At 67.5% G+C, this 15,156-nt stretch carries 14 protein-coding genes; 7 read left to right on the top strand and 7 right to left on the bottom strand.

Features of this window, described 5'->3' with window-relative positions:
- Positions 1 to 19 precede the first annotated feature (19 nt).
- From motA to M8A51_RS07595, 7 genes are all read right to left on the bottom strand, one after another.
- Complete coding sequence (gene motA, locus M8A51_RS07625) at positions 20 to 883, bottom strand: flagellar motor stator protein MotA (protein WP_251777611.1); 864 nt, start codon at positions 881 to 883, stop codon at positions 20 to 22.
- Between the two features lie 220 nt (positions 884 to 1,103).
- Complete coding sequence (locus M8A51_RS07620) at positions 1,104 to 1,856, bottom strand: flagellar brake protein (protein ID WP_251777610.1); 753 nt, start codon at positions 1,854 to 1,856, stop codon at positions 1,104 to 1,106.
- A gap of 37 nt (positions 1,857 to 1,893) precedes the next feature.
- Entirely contained in the window at positions 1,894 to 2,196 is a 303-nt protein-coding gene (locus M8A51_RS07615) for a flagellar protein FliT (RefSeq protein WP_251777966.1), read from the bottom strand.
- A 47-nt stretch (positions 2,197 to 2,243) separates the two neighbouring features.
- A complete protein-coding gene (gene fliS, locus M8A51_RS07610; RefSeq protein ID WP_251777609.1) occupies positions 2,244 to 2,648 on the bottom strand; it encodes a flagellar export chaperone FliS in 405 nt (134 codons plus the stop codon).
- Positions 2,649 to 2,848: 200 nt separating this feature from the next.
- Complete coding sequence (gene fliD, locus M8A51_RS07605) at positions 2,849 to 4,294, bottom strand: flagellar filament capping protein FliD (protein ID WP_251777608.1); 1,446 nt, start codon at positions 4,292 to 4,294, stop codon at positions 2,849 to 2,851.
- Between the two features lie 126 nt (positions 4,295 to 4,420).
- Positions 4,421 to 5,617, bottom strand: a complete 1,197-nt coding sequence (locus M8A51_RS07600; protein WP_251777607.1) for a flagellin — start codon at positions 5,615 to 5,617, stop codon at positions 4,421 to 4,423.
- Positions 5,618 to 5,877: 260 nt separating this feature from the next.
- Positions 5,878 to 7,071 carry a flagellin gene (locus tag M8A51_RS07595; RefSeq protein ID WP_251777606.1) on the bottom strand — a complete coding sequence of 398 codons (1,194 nt, stop codon included), beginning with the start codon at positions 7,069 to 7,071 and terminating at the stop codon, positions 5,878 to 5,880.
- 445 nt (positions 7,072 to 7,516) lie between these two features.
- Here M8A51_RS07595 and M8A51_RS07585 point away from each other — a divergent pair, with 445 nt between their 5' ends.
- The 7 genes from M8A51_RS07585 (at position 7,517) to M8A51_RS07555 (ending at position 15,155) form a co-directional block, all read left to right on the top strand.
- Positions 7,517 to 9,460: an O-linked N-acetylglucosamine transferase, SPINDLY family protein gene (locus tag M8A51_RS07585; protein WP_280926032.1), complete on the top strand. Its 1,944-nt coding sequence runs from the start codon at positions 7,517 to 7,519 to the stop codon at positions 9,458 to 9,460.
- Positions 9,461 to 9,561: 101 nt separating this feature from the next.
- Positions 9,562 to 10,332: a glucose-1-phosphate cytidylyltransferase gene (gene rfbF / locus M8A51_RS07580; protein ID WP_251777605.1), complete on the top strand. Its 771-nt coding sequence runs from the start codon at positions 9,562 to 9,564 to the stop codon at positions 10,330 to 10,332.
- Positions 10,329 to 11,432: a CDP-glucose 4,6-dehydratase gene (rfbG, locus tag M8A51_RS07575; RefSeq protein WP_251777604.1), complete on the top strand. Its 1,104-nt coding sequence runs from the start codon at positions 10,329 to 10,331 to the stop codon at positions 11,430 to 11,432. Before rfbF ends, rfbG begins: the two co-directional genes overlap by 4 nt.
- Positions 11,429 to 11,980, top strand: coding sequence for a dTDP-4-dehydrorhamnose 3,5-epimerase (rfbC, locus tag M8A51_RS07570; RefSeq protein WP_251777603.1), 552 nt, complete (start codon positions 11,429 to 11,431; stop codon positions 11,978 to 11,980). Before rfbG ends, rfbC begins: the two co-directional genes overlap by 4 nt.
- Complete coding sequence (locus M8A51_RS07565) at positions 11,977 to 13,200, top strand: class I SAM-dependent methyltransferase (RefSeq protein ID WP_251777602.1); 1,224 nt, start codon at positions 11,977 to 11,979, stop codon at positions 13,198 to 13,200. The genes rfbC and M8A51_RS07565 overlap by 4 nt, the downstream gene beginning before the upstream one ends.
- Positions 13,197 to 14,300 (top strand): DegT/DnrJ/EryC1/StrS family aminotransferase, encoded by a 1,104-nt coding sequence (locus tag M8A51_RS07560; protein WP_251777601.1) that lies wholly within the window; start codon positions 13,197 to 13,199, stop codon positions 14,298 to 14,300. The genes M8A51_RS07565 and M8A51_RS07560 overlap by 4 nt, the downstream gene beginning before the upstream one ends.
- Positions 14,301 to 14,309: 9 nt before the next feature.
- Positions 14,310 to 15,155 carry a phytanoyl-CoA dioxygenase family protein gene (locus M8A51_RS07555; RefSeq protein ID WP_251777600.1) on the top strand — a complete coding sequence of 282 codons (846 nt, stop codon included), beginning with the start codon at positions 14,310 to 14,312 and terminating at the stop codon, positions 15,153 to 15,155.
- Position 15,156 lies beyond the last annotated feature (1 nt).

Raw genomic sequence — 15,156 nt, 5'->3', positions numbered from 1 at the left:
GATGGTGTCGCTCCGGCCGTCAGGCCTTCTTGCCCTTCACGTGGCCTTCGAGCTCGGAGAAGCTCGGGCGCTCGGTGGAGTACAGCACCTTGCGGCCGAACTCCACGGCGACCTGCGGGGCGTACCCCTGCATGCTGGCCAGCAGCGTGGTCTTGATGCACTGCAGCTCTTTGGTGCCCTCGTCGTTCTTCTGCTCCAGCAAGCCGGCGAGTGGCTCGACGATGGCGTACGCCAACAGAATGCCGAGGAAGGTGCCCACCAGCGCCGAGCCGATCATCCCGCCCAGCACCGCCGGCGGCTGGCCGACCGAGCCCATGGTGTTGACCACGCCCAGCACGGCCGCCACGATGCCGAAGGCCGGCAAGCCGCCGGCGACCCGCTGGATCGCCGCCGCCGGGGCGTGCGCTTCGTGGTGGTGCGTCTCGATCTCGCTGTCCATCAGCGACTCGATCTCGTGGGCGTTCAGGTTGCCCGACACCATCATGCGCAGATAGTCGGTGATGAACTCCACCACATGGTGGTCATGGCCGACAGTGGCGTACTTCTGGAACAGCGCAGACTCGTGCGGCGCATCGACATCCTTCTCGATCGCCATCAGGCCCTCCTTGCGCGCCTTCTGCAGGATCTCGTAGAGCAGCGCCATCAGCTCCATGTAGCGAGCCTTGGTGTACTTGGAGCCCTTGAGCAGCTTGGGGACGGCGCCGAGCGTGGCCTTCAGCACCTTGGGCTGGTTGTTGACGATGAACGCGCCCAGCGCACCGCCGCCGATGACCATGGTTTCGGTCGGCAGGGCCGCGAGCACCACCCCCATGTTTCCGCCATGGAGGATGAAGCCGCCGAAGATGCAGCCCAGCGCCACGATGTAGCCGATGATGACGAACATGAGCGATGTACTTTCCGAGGTGCGTCGCGCGGCACGCTTGTATCCGTTGGCCGCTTATGCTGGAAGTTTTATCGGCGCGCCTCACGGCATCTTGAGCGCGTGCGGGTGTTTCTAACGCCGGAAAAGAACCGTGGAGCCGGGAGCTGAAACGCCGCGTGACGGTGTCGAGCCGTGCGCCGCGGCGGCAATGTTCGGACCGGGAAGCCCGGACCGACTGGCGTCAGGAGCCGTCGACCGCCATCATCCGACGGCGCTTCTGGGTCTGGTCGATGAAACGCTGCAGCATGCGCAGCGACTCGCCGCTCATGCTCTCCATCTCGCAGCCGATGCGCACGCCCTGCGCATCGCCGTTCATCGAGGTGATGTGGGCGACCCGCAGCGTCGCACGCAGCTGCGTCTCGGCATCGAGGTCGATCACGGCGTCGTTGATGGTGCTACCCGGCTCCAGCGCCAGCGCGTCGGGCGGCAGGAACAGCGCGATGCCGCCGATGCTGACGTCGATCACGCGCAGTTCGAGCCGGATGTCCGGTGCGGCCGGGTGGCCGAAGCACGCGTGCGGCGGTGTCGTCATGAGCGGCCGCACCCGGTAGCTGTTGCGGCGCTGGAAGCGGAACATCTCATGCGGAAAACTGCAGTTCAGTGCGCTGATCCCGCCACCGGCGTGCACGTGCACCAGCCCGTCGACGTCGAACTGGATCTTGATGCTGTCCAGATAGCTGACGGCCACCGCATCGTCGGCGTCGAGCACACGCTCGAGCTGCGGGTCGTTCCGGTCGGCGCTGAAGCGCACGACACCCTTGGCGCGGTCGACTTCCCACACGCTGGTCGTGTAGCTGGCGCCACCGGGTGTCGCGATGGTCACGAGCACGCGGAGTTCGGCCATGCGCCGCAACAGCGTCAAAATCTCGAAGGGTTCACTGACGCGGAAGTCGTCGAGCGAGGCACGGGCCTCGGGCTCCGACGGCAGGGGCATCGGCATCGTTTCCATGGGCAGTGGCCCCTTGGGCAGGTCAGTGAACCGACTTCGGCGAACCGGCCAGCAGTCGGTCGAGGTCTTCGAGCCAGGGCTCGGCCAGGTTGCGGATCTGGGCGTCGTTCTGCAGGATGCGGCGCATGATCTTGCTCTTCGTGCGGGCTTCCTGCGCGTCGAGTTCGCGGCCGGAGGCGGCATGCTTGAGCTGGGAGATCAGCACCGCGCATGCGCCTTCGAGCTTGACCACGCGGTCCCAGTCGCCGTCGCGGGCGGCCTGCAGCATGTCTTCACTGGCACGCTCGATGGCTTCGTAGAACTCCAGGAGCGTGTCGTCTGCCATGGCGGCCACCGTGTCGTTGCAGGGGTAGGAAGAGCTGTCGAGGAATTTCATGCGGCTTGCCTCTGGGGCGTGATCATCTTCCAGGCATCGCGCAGCGGGGTCAACAGTTCGATGCACTCGCGCAGTGCGGCGTCGTCGTTGTGCAGGTTGGCGTGCGTGAGTCGCCGGGTGACATAGGCGTACAGGGCACCCAGGTTGTCGGCGAGTTGGCCGCCTGCCTGAGGATTCAAGCCGCCGCGCAGCCCCTCCTCCACGATGCGTACGGCCTTGCTGATCGCCACACCCTTGCCCGGCACGTCGCCGCGCTGCAGGGCGCCGCGAGCGGCGGAGATCGCGTCGATGGCGCCGTCGTAGAGCATCGCCACGAGGCGATGCGGGTCGGCGGCGGAAATGCCGGTCTCGACGTTCACGCGGTGGTAGGCGGCGGTTTGGCTTCTGTGAGGAGCAAACATCTCGGGTCCCTTGTGGTCGTTCAAGCTGTTGAAGGGGTTATCGGCGCCTCGTTCCCCGAACTTGAACCTCTGATCCTGATTTTTGGGGGGTGTGACCCCCGCCTTTTTCGCAGACGGCCGGGCGGCCAAATGACACGGCCCCGGAACCCCGCCAGACGACGGGTGCAACGGGGCCGGCCGACCTCGCGATGGAACCGGGCTCACTTGCCGGATTTGTTGTTCCAGAGCGTGACTTGCTGGTTGACGTAGCTGCTCAGCCCGTTCAACGATGTGAGGCTGTTGTCGAGTGCACTGTACTGCCGCAGCAGGCGCTGCTCGACAAGCGCGACCCGGGCTTCGTACTTCTCGGCCTGCAGCTCGTTGCGACGGATGCTGGCACGCAGCCCGTCGGTGCGCGTCGTCACCAGGCCGTCGGTGCGGGTCAAGGACGCGGTCAGCGCCTTCATCCGCACCGCAAAACCGTTGTTCGCCGGGTTCGTGGCATCGGACTTCGAGAACGCAGCGCTGACCTCGCTGCGATTGTTCGCCAACGCGTCCGACAGCTTGCTGTCGTTCACCTTGAGCGAGCCGTCGCTCTGAAGCTGCAGCCCGAGGTCGGAGATGCGCTGGAAGGTGCCCGAAGCGCCGCTGATGCCCGTCACCATCTGGCGCAGCTGGCCCTGCAACGACAAGGTGGAACGATCGCCCTGCAACGTGGCAGCCGCCTTGGTGTCCGGGTTGTACTTGGTCTGGTCGGCAATGTACTTGTTGATGTCGTTGTAGGCTTTGACGAAGTCGTTGACGGCCTTCTTCATCGACTCGGTGTCGACGCCCACGCGGATCTCGGCCGGTGCGGTGGTGACCTTCGACACCGTGAACTTCAGGCCGTCGACGACATTGTTGAAGACGTTCGTCGCCGACGACACGCTCAAGCCGTTGACCGTCGCCACGGCGTTGCGCGCAGCCAGGTTCTCGGTCATCTGGCCCGCAGCGGAAGGCGGATCGTACGCCAGCGCCGACAGGCCGAGTGCGTCGCCCGCGTTGCCGTCGTCGTCGGTCGTCGCCGTGATGCGCACCGCGTTCTCGGCGCCGGTTTCGTTCGATCTCAGCACCAGCCGGGCGCCGGACGTGTCGTTGACGATGGACGCGGTGACGCCGGCGCTCGCCTTGTTGATGGCGTCGCGCACCTCGGCCAGCGAGTCGGCTCCGGCGGGGATGACGACGTCGACCGCCGTGGCTCCGCTTTTTGCCGTGAAGGCGGTCTTGTCGGCATTCCACGTGCCGAGCTCGATGTGGAGCGTGCCGCTGCCGACCGCCGTGCTGCTGCTCGCATAGGCCTTGGAAGAGATCGACTGTGCCTGCGCGAGCTGGCTGACTTCGACGCTGTAGCGGCCGCTGACCGCGTCTGCCGTCGAGCTGGCGCTGATGCTGATGTCGGTCGTCGACGCCGAAGTCTTCTGCCACAGCGTGGCATCGGTCAGGCGGTTCACCGCGTCGTGCACGTTCACCGTGTAACTTTGCAGCAGCCCGAAGGCGGACAGCCGCGACTGCAGCTTGGTCGTCTGCTCGCCGATCAGGTCGATGGGCCGCCGTTCGATCGCGACGAGCCTCTCGACGATGCTGCTGACGTCCAGGCCACTACCCAGGCCCGGGGACGAGATGGCCATCCGGATGCTCCTTCACTTTGTAAGTCCTATCGGCACGCGCCGACGGAACTTGAGTTTTCAAGCGACGAAAAGCCCGCCGAGGGGTTCCCGGAGGGCTTTGCGCTCGAGGCCGGCGGCAAGGCTGCGTTAGCCTTGCAACAGCGACAGCACCTGCTGCGGCAACTGGTTGGCCTGGGCCACCATCGCCGTGCCGGCCTGCTGCAGGATCTGCGCCCGCGACAGGTTGGCGGTTTCCGCCGCGAAGTCCGCATCCATGATGCGTCCACGCGCCGCAGCGGTGTTCTCCGACTGGATCTGGATGTTGGACACGGCGTTCTCGAAGCGGCTCTGCACCGCACCGAGCGTCGCACGCGCACTGTTGACCTGGTCGAGGGCATCGTCGATCTGCTGGATCGCCAGCCATGCATCCTCCGACGTCTCGATCGACAACTCGTCGATGCCGCCGACGTTGGTGGCCGTGGTGTCCATGTCGGCCGCGCTGACGCCGGTGGTTTCCGTCGCGAAGCCGCTGAAGGTGACGTCCAGCGCGTCGCCGTTCTCGTCCAGCGCGGACGAGCGGATCTGCATCGTGTAGGTTCCGTCGTCCTCGCGCGCCAGGTAGGCGGTCACGCCGGTGTCGGCGGAGCGCCGGTTGATCGCCTCGACCGTCTGTCCGAGGCGCTCTTCCGCGGTGGCGGCCTCGTTGATGGCCGGCAGCTCGAATTCCTCGGTGTCGACGAAGATGCTCAGGTCGCCCGCGGCGATCTCGTCCAGGCTGGTCACGGCGGTCGCGTCGATGGAAGCCACCTCCGCCTCGCCGTAGTTGATGTCGGACAGGCCTTCGGCGGATGCATCGGTCAGCGCCGCGACCGTGATGCTTTCACCGGAATTGGCACCGATCTGGAAGGTCGCCGCAGAGAAGGAGCCGTCCAGCAGTTTCTGTCCGTTGAACGCCGTCTGCTTGGCCACACGGTTGATTTCGTCGCGCAGCTGCTGCACTTCGGCCTGCAACGCGCCGCGGTCGGCTTCGCTGTTCGTCGCGTTGGCGGCCTGCACGGCCAGCTCACGCATGCGTTGCAGCATATCGCCGACCTTGCCCAGCGCGCCTTCGGCCACCTGCGCCAGCGAGATGCCGTCGTTCGCGTTGCGGGCGGCGACATTGAGGCCGCGCACCTGCGTGTTCATGCGTTCGGCGATCGCCAGCCCCGCGGCGTCGTCCTTGGCGCTGTTCACACGCAAGCCCGAGGACAGCCGCTGCATCGACGTTGCCAGCGAGCTCTGCGAAGAGTTCAGATTTCGCTGAGCGGTCAGCGAATTGATGTTGGTGTTGATGGTTTGAGGCATGGCAGCTCTCCTTAGAACCAGGATCAAGATCCGGCTCTGGCGCCGGGACTACCGCTTTCGGTCCATCAATTTTCGGCAGGCCCGCGCCGGACCAAGCCGCGAAAAAGGGGGAAAAACCGGGCCAGTTGATCGCTGATTCCGATGCCCGGCCATGCCGCCCCGGGGACACGCCTGGCCCGGTCGAGCACAAAGCAAAACGCCCGGCGGGGCCGGGCGTTTTCTGGAGCTGCCCCTCTGACGAGGGCAGCGTGCCGCAGCGATCAGCGCAGCAGCGACAGCACTTGCTGGGGCATCTGGTTGGCTTGCGCCACCATCGCGGTACCGGCTTGCTGCAGGATCTGCGCCTTCGACAGGTTCGCGGTTTCCTGGGCGAAGTCGGCGTCGACGATACGGCCGCGGGCTGCTGCGGTGTTCTCCGCCTGGATCGCGATGTTGGACACCGCGTTCTCGAAGCGGCTCTGCACCGCGCCCAGCGTCGCACGGGCGCTGTTCACCTGGTTCAGCGCGTCGTCGATCTGCTTGATCGCCAGCCACGCGTCTTCGGCGGTCTCGACCGACAGCTCGTCGATGCCGGTGGTGTTGGTCGCGGTCGTGTCCATGTCGGCCGCCGTCACGCCGGTGGCTTCGGTCGTGAAGCCCTCGAAGGTCACGTCCAGCGCCTCGCCATCCTCGTCCACGGCGGACGAACGGATCTGCATCGTGTACGTGCCGTCGTCTTCCTTGGTCAGGTAGGCGGTCACGCCGGTGTCGGCAGAGCGGCGGTTGATCGCTTCAACCGTCTGGCCCAGACGCTCCTCGGCGGTCGCGGCTTTGCTGATCTCGGCCAGGTCGTACGAATCGCTGTCGACGTGGATCTTCAGGTCACCGGCGTCGATCGAATCGAGCGACGTCACGTCCGCGGAATCGATCGAGGCGATCTCGGCTTCGCCGTAGTTGATGTCCGACAGACCTTCCGAGGAAGAATCGGTCAGCGCGGCGATCGTGATGTTTTCGCCGGCATTGGCGCCAACCTGGAAGCTGGCTGCAGAGAAGGAGCCGTCGAGCAGCTTCTTGCCGTTGAACGAGGTCTGCTTGGCGACGCGGTCGATTTCGTCGCGCAGTTGTCCGACTTCCTGTTGCAGGGCCTTGCGGTCATCTTCGCTGTTGGTCGCGTTGGCCGACTGCACGGCCAGTTCACGCATGCGCTGCAGCATGTCGCCGACCTTGCCCAGCGCGCCTTCGGCCGTCTGCGCCAGCGAGACGCCGTCGTTGGCGTTGCGCGCCGCGACGTTGAGGCCCTTCGTCTGGGCGTTCATGCGCTCGGCGATGGCGAGGCCGGCGGCGTCGTCCTTCGCGCTGTTGACACGCAGGCCTGAAGACAGGCGCTGCATCGAAGTGGCCAGGGTGCTCTGCGACGAATTCAGGTTGCGTTGCGCCGTGAGCGAAGCCACGTTGGTGTTGATGGTCATTGCCATGATGGATCTCTCCTATATACACAGACTCCCGGCGAGGACGCCGGCTTTGCTTTGCCTCGGCAACCGGGTCGCCCCGATCACCGCGCCTGCCGCCTGCCCGGACCTGCCGCATCGCATCGATGCACCCTGTCCTGGCCGGTGGCCTGCTGCGCCCGGCGGCAGTCTTCTGGGTGGCTTAGGTGCCTTGCGACACCGCTGCGCCCGTTGGCTGTTCCGGACCACGAGATGTGGAATGTTCATCTCGTTGGTGCTGATATCGACCCGCCCCGGCGGGAACTTAAGTGCGTTCGTGCACGAAGGTGAAAAAAGCCGTGCCAGAAGCGCGTCCGTGTGGCAAGTCGAAATGGCCGCGAACCCTGCCACTTATTGCGGGATGTTCACGCCTGCGCTTGTCTAGATTCGGTGCCATCGACAAGAGTGCGGGTCTCGCCCGCCGCCCTGCCTTATGCAACGCCACGTCTCTCCCACCCAGCCGGACCGCGAGCGCCACTATCTACAGTCGCGCCGGCGCGCCTACGAATGTGTTATCGGCGGGCAATGGCAGGAAGCGGAGCGCGAACTGGCGCGGCTGTCGCCCGACCAGCGCTTTTCCGTGCAGGATTGGGTGACTCTCGCCTCGGCGCGGCTGAACCTGGCGCAGTTCGACGGCGCGCTGAGCGCGGCCGAGCGGGCGCTGCAACTCGAGCCGCACAACTTCAAGGCCGGCCACGTGGCCTGCCTGGCACTGGTGGCGCAGAACCGCTGGGCCGAGGCCTTGCCGATGTTCGAGCGCATGGCCGGCCTCGGCGGGCGCCAGCAGTTCAAGTTCATGCTGAATTTCGGCGTCGCCCTCACCCGGCAATCGCGCCACGAGGAAGCCGTGGCGGTGCTGCTGGAAGCCATGGCGCTGGAGGTCTCGAACCCGGTGGTGCATGTCCGCCTGGGCCTGGCGCTGCGCGGCATGAAGCTCTATACAGAGGCGGCCGAGAGCCTGGACACCGCCGCCACGCTCGACGAACACGACCTGTCGTCGCGCCTGATGGCGCTGCACATGCGCCAGCACGCCTGCGACTGGCGCCGCTTCGACGCGGCGTGCGCAGCCTTGCTGCAGGGCCTGCGCACGATGGAACTGGAGGGTGCCGAGCGCGCGGAAGGCGGCGTGTTCGCGCTGGCCGCGCTACCGCATCCGCCGTCGGCCTTCCGGCAGGCGGCGCGGCACGCGGCGTTGCTGCACGCGCGCGGCGTCGTGCCGCTGGAAGGCGCGCCCGCGGTCGGTGCGGCCGGGTGTCCCATCCGCGTGGGCTACGTCTCCAATGATTTCCACAACCACGCCACCGCCATGCTGATGGTGGGGGCGCTGGAAGCACGCAACCGTGAACGGTTTCACGTCACGTTATATTCGTACGGCCGCGACGACAACAGCGCGATGCAGCAACGGGTGCGAGCCGCCTGCGACCGCTTCGTCGACATGCGCGCCGTCAGCCTGCGCGAGATGGCCGAACGCATCCGCGCCGACGGCATCGACATCCTGGTCGACCTGAAGGGCCACACCCACGACAGCCGTATCGGCGTTTTCGCCTACCGGCCCGCGCCGATCCAGGTGGCCTTTCTCGGCTTTCCGGGCACTTGCGGCGCCGACTACATCGACTACGTCATCGGCGACCGCTGGGTCACGCCGCTGGAGCACGCGCCCCACTACACCGAAAAGATTGCGCAGATGCCCCAGTGCTACCAACCGAACGACCTGCAACGGCCCTTCCCCGAGCCCGCCACCCGCGGGCAGTGGGGGCTGCCGGCCGACGCCCTGGTCCTCGGCTGCTTCAACCAGGCCTACAAAATCGTCCCCGAGACCTTCGACAGCTGGATGCGCATCCTGCAGGCGGTGCCCGACAGCTGCCTGTGGCTGCTGGAGGACAACCCCCAGGCCACGGCCAACCTGCGCCGCGAAGCCGAAGCCCGGGGCGTGTCGGCGCGCCGGTTGATCTTTGCGCCCAAAGCCGGCTTCGCGAAGCACCTGGCCCGGCTGCCGCTGGCCGACCTGATGCTCGACAACTGGCCCTACAACGCCCACACCACCGCCAGCGATGCGCTGTGGATGGGCGTGCCGATCGTGACCTACGCGGGGCCCACCTTCGCCTCGCGGGTCGCCGCCAGCCTGCTCGACGCGGTCGGCCTGCCCGAGCTCATCTGCGACTCGCCGGCCGGCTACGAGGCCACCGCGATCGGGCTGTTGCGCGACCGCCCGAGGCTGGAGCGACTGCGCCGGCACCTGCGCGAAGGCCGCCTGCACTTCCCGGTGTTCGACGGCGCGCGCTTCGCCGCCGGCCTGGAAGGCCTGTACCAGCGCATGGCCGAACGGGCCCGCGCCGGGCTGCCGCCCGAGCACCTGCCGGCGGCCCCGCTGAATTGACCCCACTTCCGGCCTGATTTCCGGCCTTCGCTGCCGGCCGCCTTCGGTAACTTGTGAACGTGCGCAAGGGCCCATGCGGGCCGCATTCATGAAGGACAGCGATGAAGGCAGTCATTCTGGCGGGGGGACTCGGTACCCGCCTGGCGGAGGAAACCTCGGTACGGCCGAAACCCATGGTCGAGATCGGCGGCAAGCCGGTGCTGTGGCACATCCTCAAGCTCTACTCGCACCACGGCATCAATGACTTCATCGTCTGCCTGGGCTACAAGGGCTACATCGTCAAGGAATACTTCGCCAACTATTTCCTGCACATGTCGGACGTCACGTTCGACCTGGCGGAAAACCGCATGGAAGTCTGCCATCGCCACTGCGAGCCCTGGCGGGTGACGCTGGTGGACACCGGCGAGCAGACGCAGACCGGCGGGCGCCTGAAGCGTGTGAAGGACTATCTCGACGAGAGCCCGTTCTGCTTCACCTACGGGGACGGCCTGTCCAACGTCGACATCACGCGGCTGGTGAAATTCCACAAACAGCAAAAGCGCATGGCCACCGTGACCGCGGTGCAGCCGCCCGGGCGTTTCGGCGCGCTGGACATCGAGGACAAGCGCATCACCCGCTTCGAGGAAAAGCCCCAGGGCGACGGCAGCTGGATCAACGGCGGCTTCTTCGTGCTGGAACGCGAGGCGATCGAGTTGATCGACGGCGATCGAACGACCTGGGAACGCGAGCCGCTGGAAGCGCTGGCGCGCGACGGGCAGCTCTCGGCCTACACGCACGAGGGCTTCTGGCAGCCGATGGACACGCTGCGCGACAAGATCAGGCTCGAGGAGCTGTGGCAGGGCAACGAGGCGCCCTGGAAGGTGTGGGCATGAACGACTGGTTCTCGCGGCTCTTCGCCGGGGCCTACGTCGGCCGGCGCGTGCTGGTCACGGGCCATACCGGCTTCAAGGGCTCGTGGCTGGTGTTGTGGCTGCAAGCGATGGGCGCCCGCGTCTGCGGCCTGTCGCTGCCCGCCGAGGGCAGCCACAGCCACATGCGTGCACTGGACCTGCCGATCGAAGAGGCGCTGGTCGACCTGAACCACGCCGGTGCCGTGCGCGAAGCCGTGCAGCGCTTCGAGCCCGAGATCGTGTTCCATCTGGCGGCGCAGTCGCTGGTGCGCAAGGGCTATCGCGAACCGGCCGGCACCTTCCAGACCAACGTCATCGGGCTGGTCCACCTGCTCGAAGCCGTTCGCGCGATGCCGAGCGTGCGCGCCGTCGTCAACGCGACGACCGACAAGTGCTACGAGAACCTCGACAACGGGCGGGCCTATGTCGAAACCGACGCGCTGGGGGGGCACGACCCCTACAGTGCGTCGAAGGCCTGCGCGGAGCTGGTGTCCGCGAGCTACCGTGCCAGCTTTCTCGGCGCTGCAGCGTCCGGCCGCCCGGTCGCGCTGGCCACGGCGCGAGCGGGCAACGTCATCGGCGGCGGCGACTGGTCGGAAGACCGCATCGTGCCCGACCTGGTGCGCGCAGCGTTGAATCAGGGCGCCACCACGGTGCGCTACCCGCATGCCGTGCGGCCATGGCAGCACGTGCTGGAGCCGCTGTCGGGTTACCTGCTGCTCGCCCAGCGCCTGCTGCAAGAAGGCGAGATCCACGCGCAATCGTGGAACTTCGGCCCCAGCAGCTGCGCCCACCTCACGGTGTTGCAACTGATCGACCGTTTCGCGCAGCATTGGCCGGCCGTGCGGCACCGCGTGGACCCGAGCCCGCAGCCGCACGAGGCACACCTGCTGCACCTCGATTGCCGCAAGGCGCGCGAGCAGCTCGGCTGGCACCCGGTGTGGAATGCCGACACCATGCTGGCGCGCACCGCGCAGTGGTACCGCGCCTATCACGAGGCCGGCCGCATCGCGAGCCACCACGACCTGCAGCAATACGTCGCCGACGCGCAGCGCGCCGGACTGGCCTGGGCCCGCACATGAAGCTGACGCCCGCCCCCTTGCACGGCATGTGGACCGTGCAGACATCCGCCCGCGGCGACGAGCGCGGCCGCTTCGCGCGGCTGTTCTGCAGCGAGGCCTTCGCCACCATCCGCCCCGACCTGCGCTTCGTCCAGGTCAACCACTCGGTGACCGCCCGACGCGGCACCGTGCGCGGCCTGCACTACCAGACCGCGGCTCATGCCGAGGCCAAGCTGATCCGCTGCCTGCGCGGCCGCGTGTTCGACGTGGCCGTCGACTTGCGCCCGCAGTCGCCGACCTTCGGCCGCTGGCACGCAGTGGAGCTGACGGACGACAACGACCTGCAGGTGTTCATCCCGGAAGGCTGCGCGCACGGTTTTCAGGCGCTCACCGACGACGCGCACCTGCTTTACCAGCACACCGCCGCCTACGCTCCCGAGGCCGAGGGTGGAGTGGCCCACGACGACCCCGGCCTCGCGATCGCATGGCCGCTGCCGGTGACCGTTGTCTCGGAGCGCGACCGCGCCCTCCCGCACTTGCGGTCGCTGCGCGAAGGGACGGCCGCATGAAGTGCCGCCACTGCGCCGCCGGACTGCACGACGTGTTCGTCGACCTGGGCTCGGCCCCTCCGTCCAACGCCTTCCTGCGCCGCGAGGACCTCGACCGGCCGGAGCTGTACTTCCCGCTCAAGGTCTATACCTGCGGTACCTGCCATCTGGTGCAGGTCGACGAGGTGCAACGGCATGACGCGCTGTTCTCGAACGACTACGTGTACTTCTCGTCGTACTCGCCGAGCTGGCTCGCGCATGCCGCGCGCTATGTCGACGAGGCAGCCCAGCGGCTGCAGCTCGGGCGCGACTCGCTGGTGATGGAAGTGGCCTCGAACGACGGCTACCTGCTGCAGTACGTGCGCGACCGCGGCATCCCCTGTGTAGGCATTGAGCCGACCGCCAGCACCGCGCAAGCGGCACGTGCGCGCGGCATCGAATCGATCGAACGCTTTTTCGGCGCCTCCTTCGCGCGCGAGTTCGTCGCGCAGCGCCGCCGTGCCGACCTCGTGCTGGGCAACAACGTGCTGGCGCACGTGCCCGACATCAATGACTTCGTCGCCGGCCTGCGCGAGGCGCTGGCACCGCAGGGCACCGTCACGGTCGAGTTTCCGCACCTGTTGCAACTGGTGCAGCAGTCGCAGTTCGACACCGTCTATCACGAGCATTTCTCGTATCTGGCGTTTCACACCGTGCAGCGCATCTTCGCGCAGCAGGGACTGGTGGTCTGGGACGTGCAGGAGCTGCCGACCCATGGCGGCTCGCTGCGCGTGTGGGCGCAGCATGCGTCGCACACCCGCCCGGCCGGCGAACGGGTGGCCGCGATGCTCGACAAGGAGCAGCGCGCCGGCATGCTGGAGCCGTCGTTCTACCGCGGGCTGCAGCCCCGGGCCGAACGCATCAAGGACGAGCTGCTCGGCTTCCTGATCGAACACAAGCGCGCCGGCCGTACCGTGGCCGGCTATGGCGCAGCGGCCAAGGGCAACACGCTGTTGAACTACGCCGGCGTGCGGCCCGACCTGCTGCCCTTCGTCGTCGATGCGTCGCCACACAAGCAGGGCCGCTTCCTGCCCGGCTCGCGCATCCCCGTGGTCGACGAATCGCACCTGCGCCGCGTCCGGCCCGACGTCGTGCTGATCCTGCCGTGGAACCTGCGCAGCGAGATCACCGCGCAGCTGGACTACATCCGCGACTGGGGCGGCCGCTTCGCGACCGCGGTGCCGGCGCTGGAGCTGACATGAACCGCATCCACTACACCCGCCCGTCGATCACCGAGCTCGAAGTCGAGTACGTGAGCGACGCTGCCCGGCACGGCTGGGGCGAGCGCTGCTACGAATACATCCAGCGCTTCGAGGCCGGCTTTCGCGCCCACCTGGGCGTGCGGCACGCGATCGCCACCTCCAGCTGCACCGGTGCGATGCACATGGGCCTGGCCGCCCTGGGGGTGGGCGCCGGCGATGAAGTCATCCTCGGCGACATCAACTGGATCGCGTCGGCGGCACCCGTCACCTACCTCGGCGCAAAGCCGGTGTTCGTCGACGTGCGGCCCGACACCTGGTGCCTCGACCCGGCATGCGTCGAGGAAGCCATCACGCCGCGCACCAAGGCCATCATCGCGGTGCACCTGTACGGCAACCTGTGCGACATGGATGCGCTGCTCGAGATCGGCCGCCGGCACGGCATTCCGGTGGTCGAAGACGCCGCCGAGGCGATCGGCTCGGCATGGCAGGGGCGGCCTGCCGGCTCGATGGGCGCCTTCGGCACGTTCTCGTTTCACGGCACCAAGACGCTGACGACCGGCGAGGGCGGCATGTGGGTGTCGCAGGACGCGCAGCTGCACGAGCGCGTGCTGACGATGAGCAACCACGGCCGGGCCGCCGGCCAGAGCCGCCAGTTCTGGCCCGACATGCTGGGCTTCAAGTACAAGATGTCCAACCTGCAGGCCGCCGTGGGCTGCGCGCAGCTGGAGCGCATCGACGAACTGATCGCCGCCAAGCGAGGCGTGTTCCGCGCCTACGCCGAACGCCTGCGCGGATTGCCGCTGTCGATGAACCCCGAGCCCGCCCACTGCGTGAACGGCTACTGGATGCCCACCGTCGTGGTCGACGAGGGTGTGCCGTTCGACCGCGAAGCGCTGCTCGCTGCCTTCCAGACCGACCGGATCGACGGCCGGGTCTTCTTCTGGCCGCTGAGCCAGTTGCCGATGTTCGAGGCTCGTCCGCGCAACCGCGTGGCCTACGGGCTGCCCGCCCGCGGCGTGAACCTGCCGAGCTACCACGACCTGACCGAAGCCGACATCGACCGCGTCGTCGCCCATGTGCGGCGCGCGCTGCACGCGTGAAGAACCACGATGAACCAGCCTCTCCTAACCGACGCCCAACGCCGCGCCTTCGCCGAGACCGGCCTGCTGGTCGTGCCCGGCTTCTACGATCTCGGCGCCGACATCGAACCGGTGCAGCGCGGTATCCACGCGGTGATCGGCCAGGTGATGGCTCGGCATGGCCTGCCCGACCAGCGCGGCCCCTGCGTGCCGGCCGAGTTCGACGGCGGCTATCTCGACCTCATCCGCACCGACCGGGCCTGGGGCGGTGAGGTGTACGACGCCGTCAAGCAAGTGCCGGCCTTCGTGCGCCTGGTGGCGCACCCTGCACACGAACAGCTGATGCGCGAGCTGCGCCCGGGCAGCCAGCCGGGCATCGCCGGCGGTGGCTACGGCATCCGCATCGACAACCCCGACGAAGACCGCTTCCGTGCCCAGTGGCACCAGGAATACCCGGCGCAACTGCGCAGCCTCGACGGCCTGGTGTTCTGGAGCCCGCTGGTGCCGCTGACGCCCGAGATGGGGCCGGTGCAATTCTGCCCCGGCTCCCACCGCGAAGGGCCGGTGCCGGTGTACACCGCCGATCCGGGCCGCCCCGAGCGCAGCGGCGCGTACAGCCTGATGCTGAAGGACGAGGAAGCGCTGCTGGCCCGTTACGAGCGCGTCGCGCCGCTGCTGCAACCGGGCGACCTGGCCGTGATCGACTTCCTGCTGCTGCACGCGTCCGGGCACAACCGCGGCCGGCGCTCGCGCTGGTCGATGCAATTCCGCTACTTCAACTTCGCCGAGCCGGTCGGCCGCTCTCACGGCTGGAAGGGCTCTTTCGCGGCCGGTGTGGACTTCCGCACCGTGCACCCCGAGTTGTGCGCCAATTGAC

The sequence above is a fragment of the Caldimonas mangrovi genome (assembly GCF_023721835.1).
Taxonomy (GTDB): Bacteria; Pseudomonadota; Gammaproteobacteria; order Burkholderiales; family Burkholderiaceae_C; genus Caldimonas; species Caldimonas mangrovi.
Note: the sequence above shows the minus strand (reverse complement) of the source record. Positions and strands in the feature narration are given on the sequence as shown.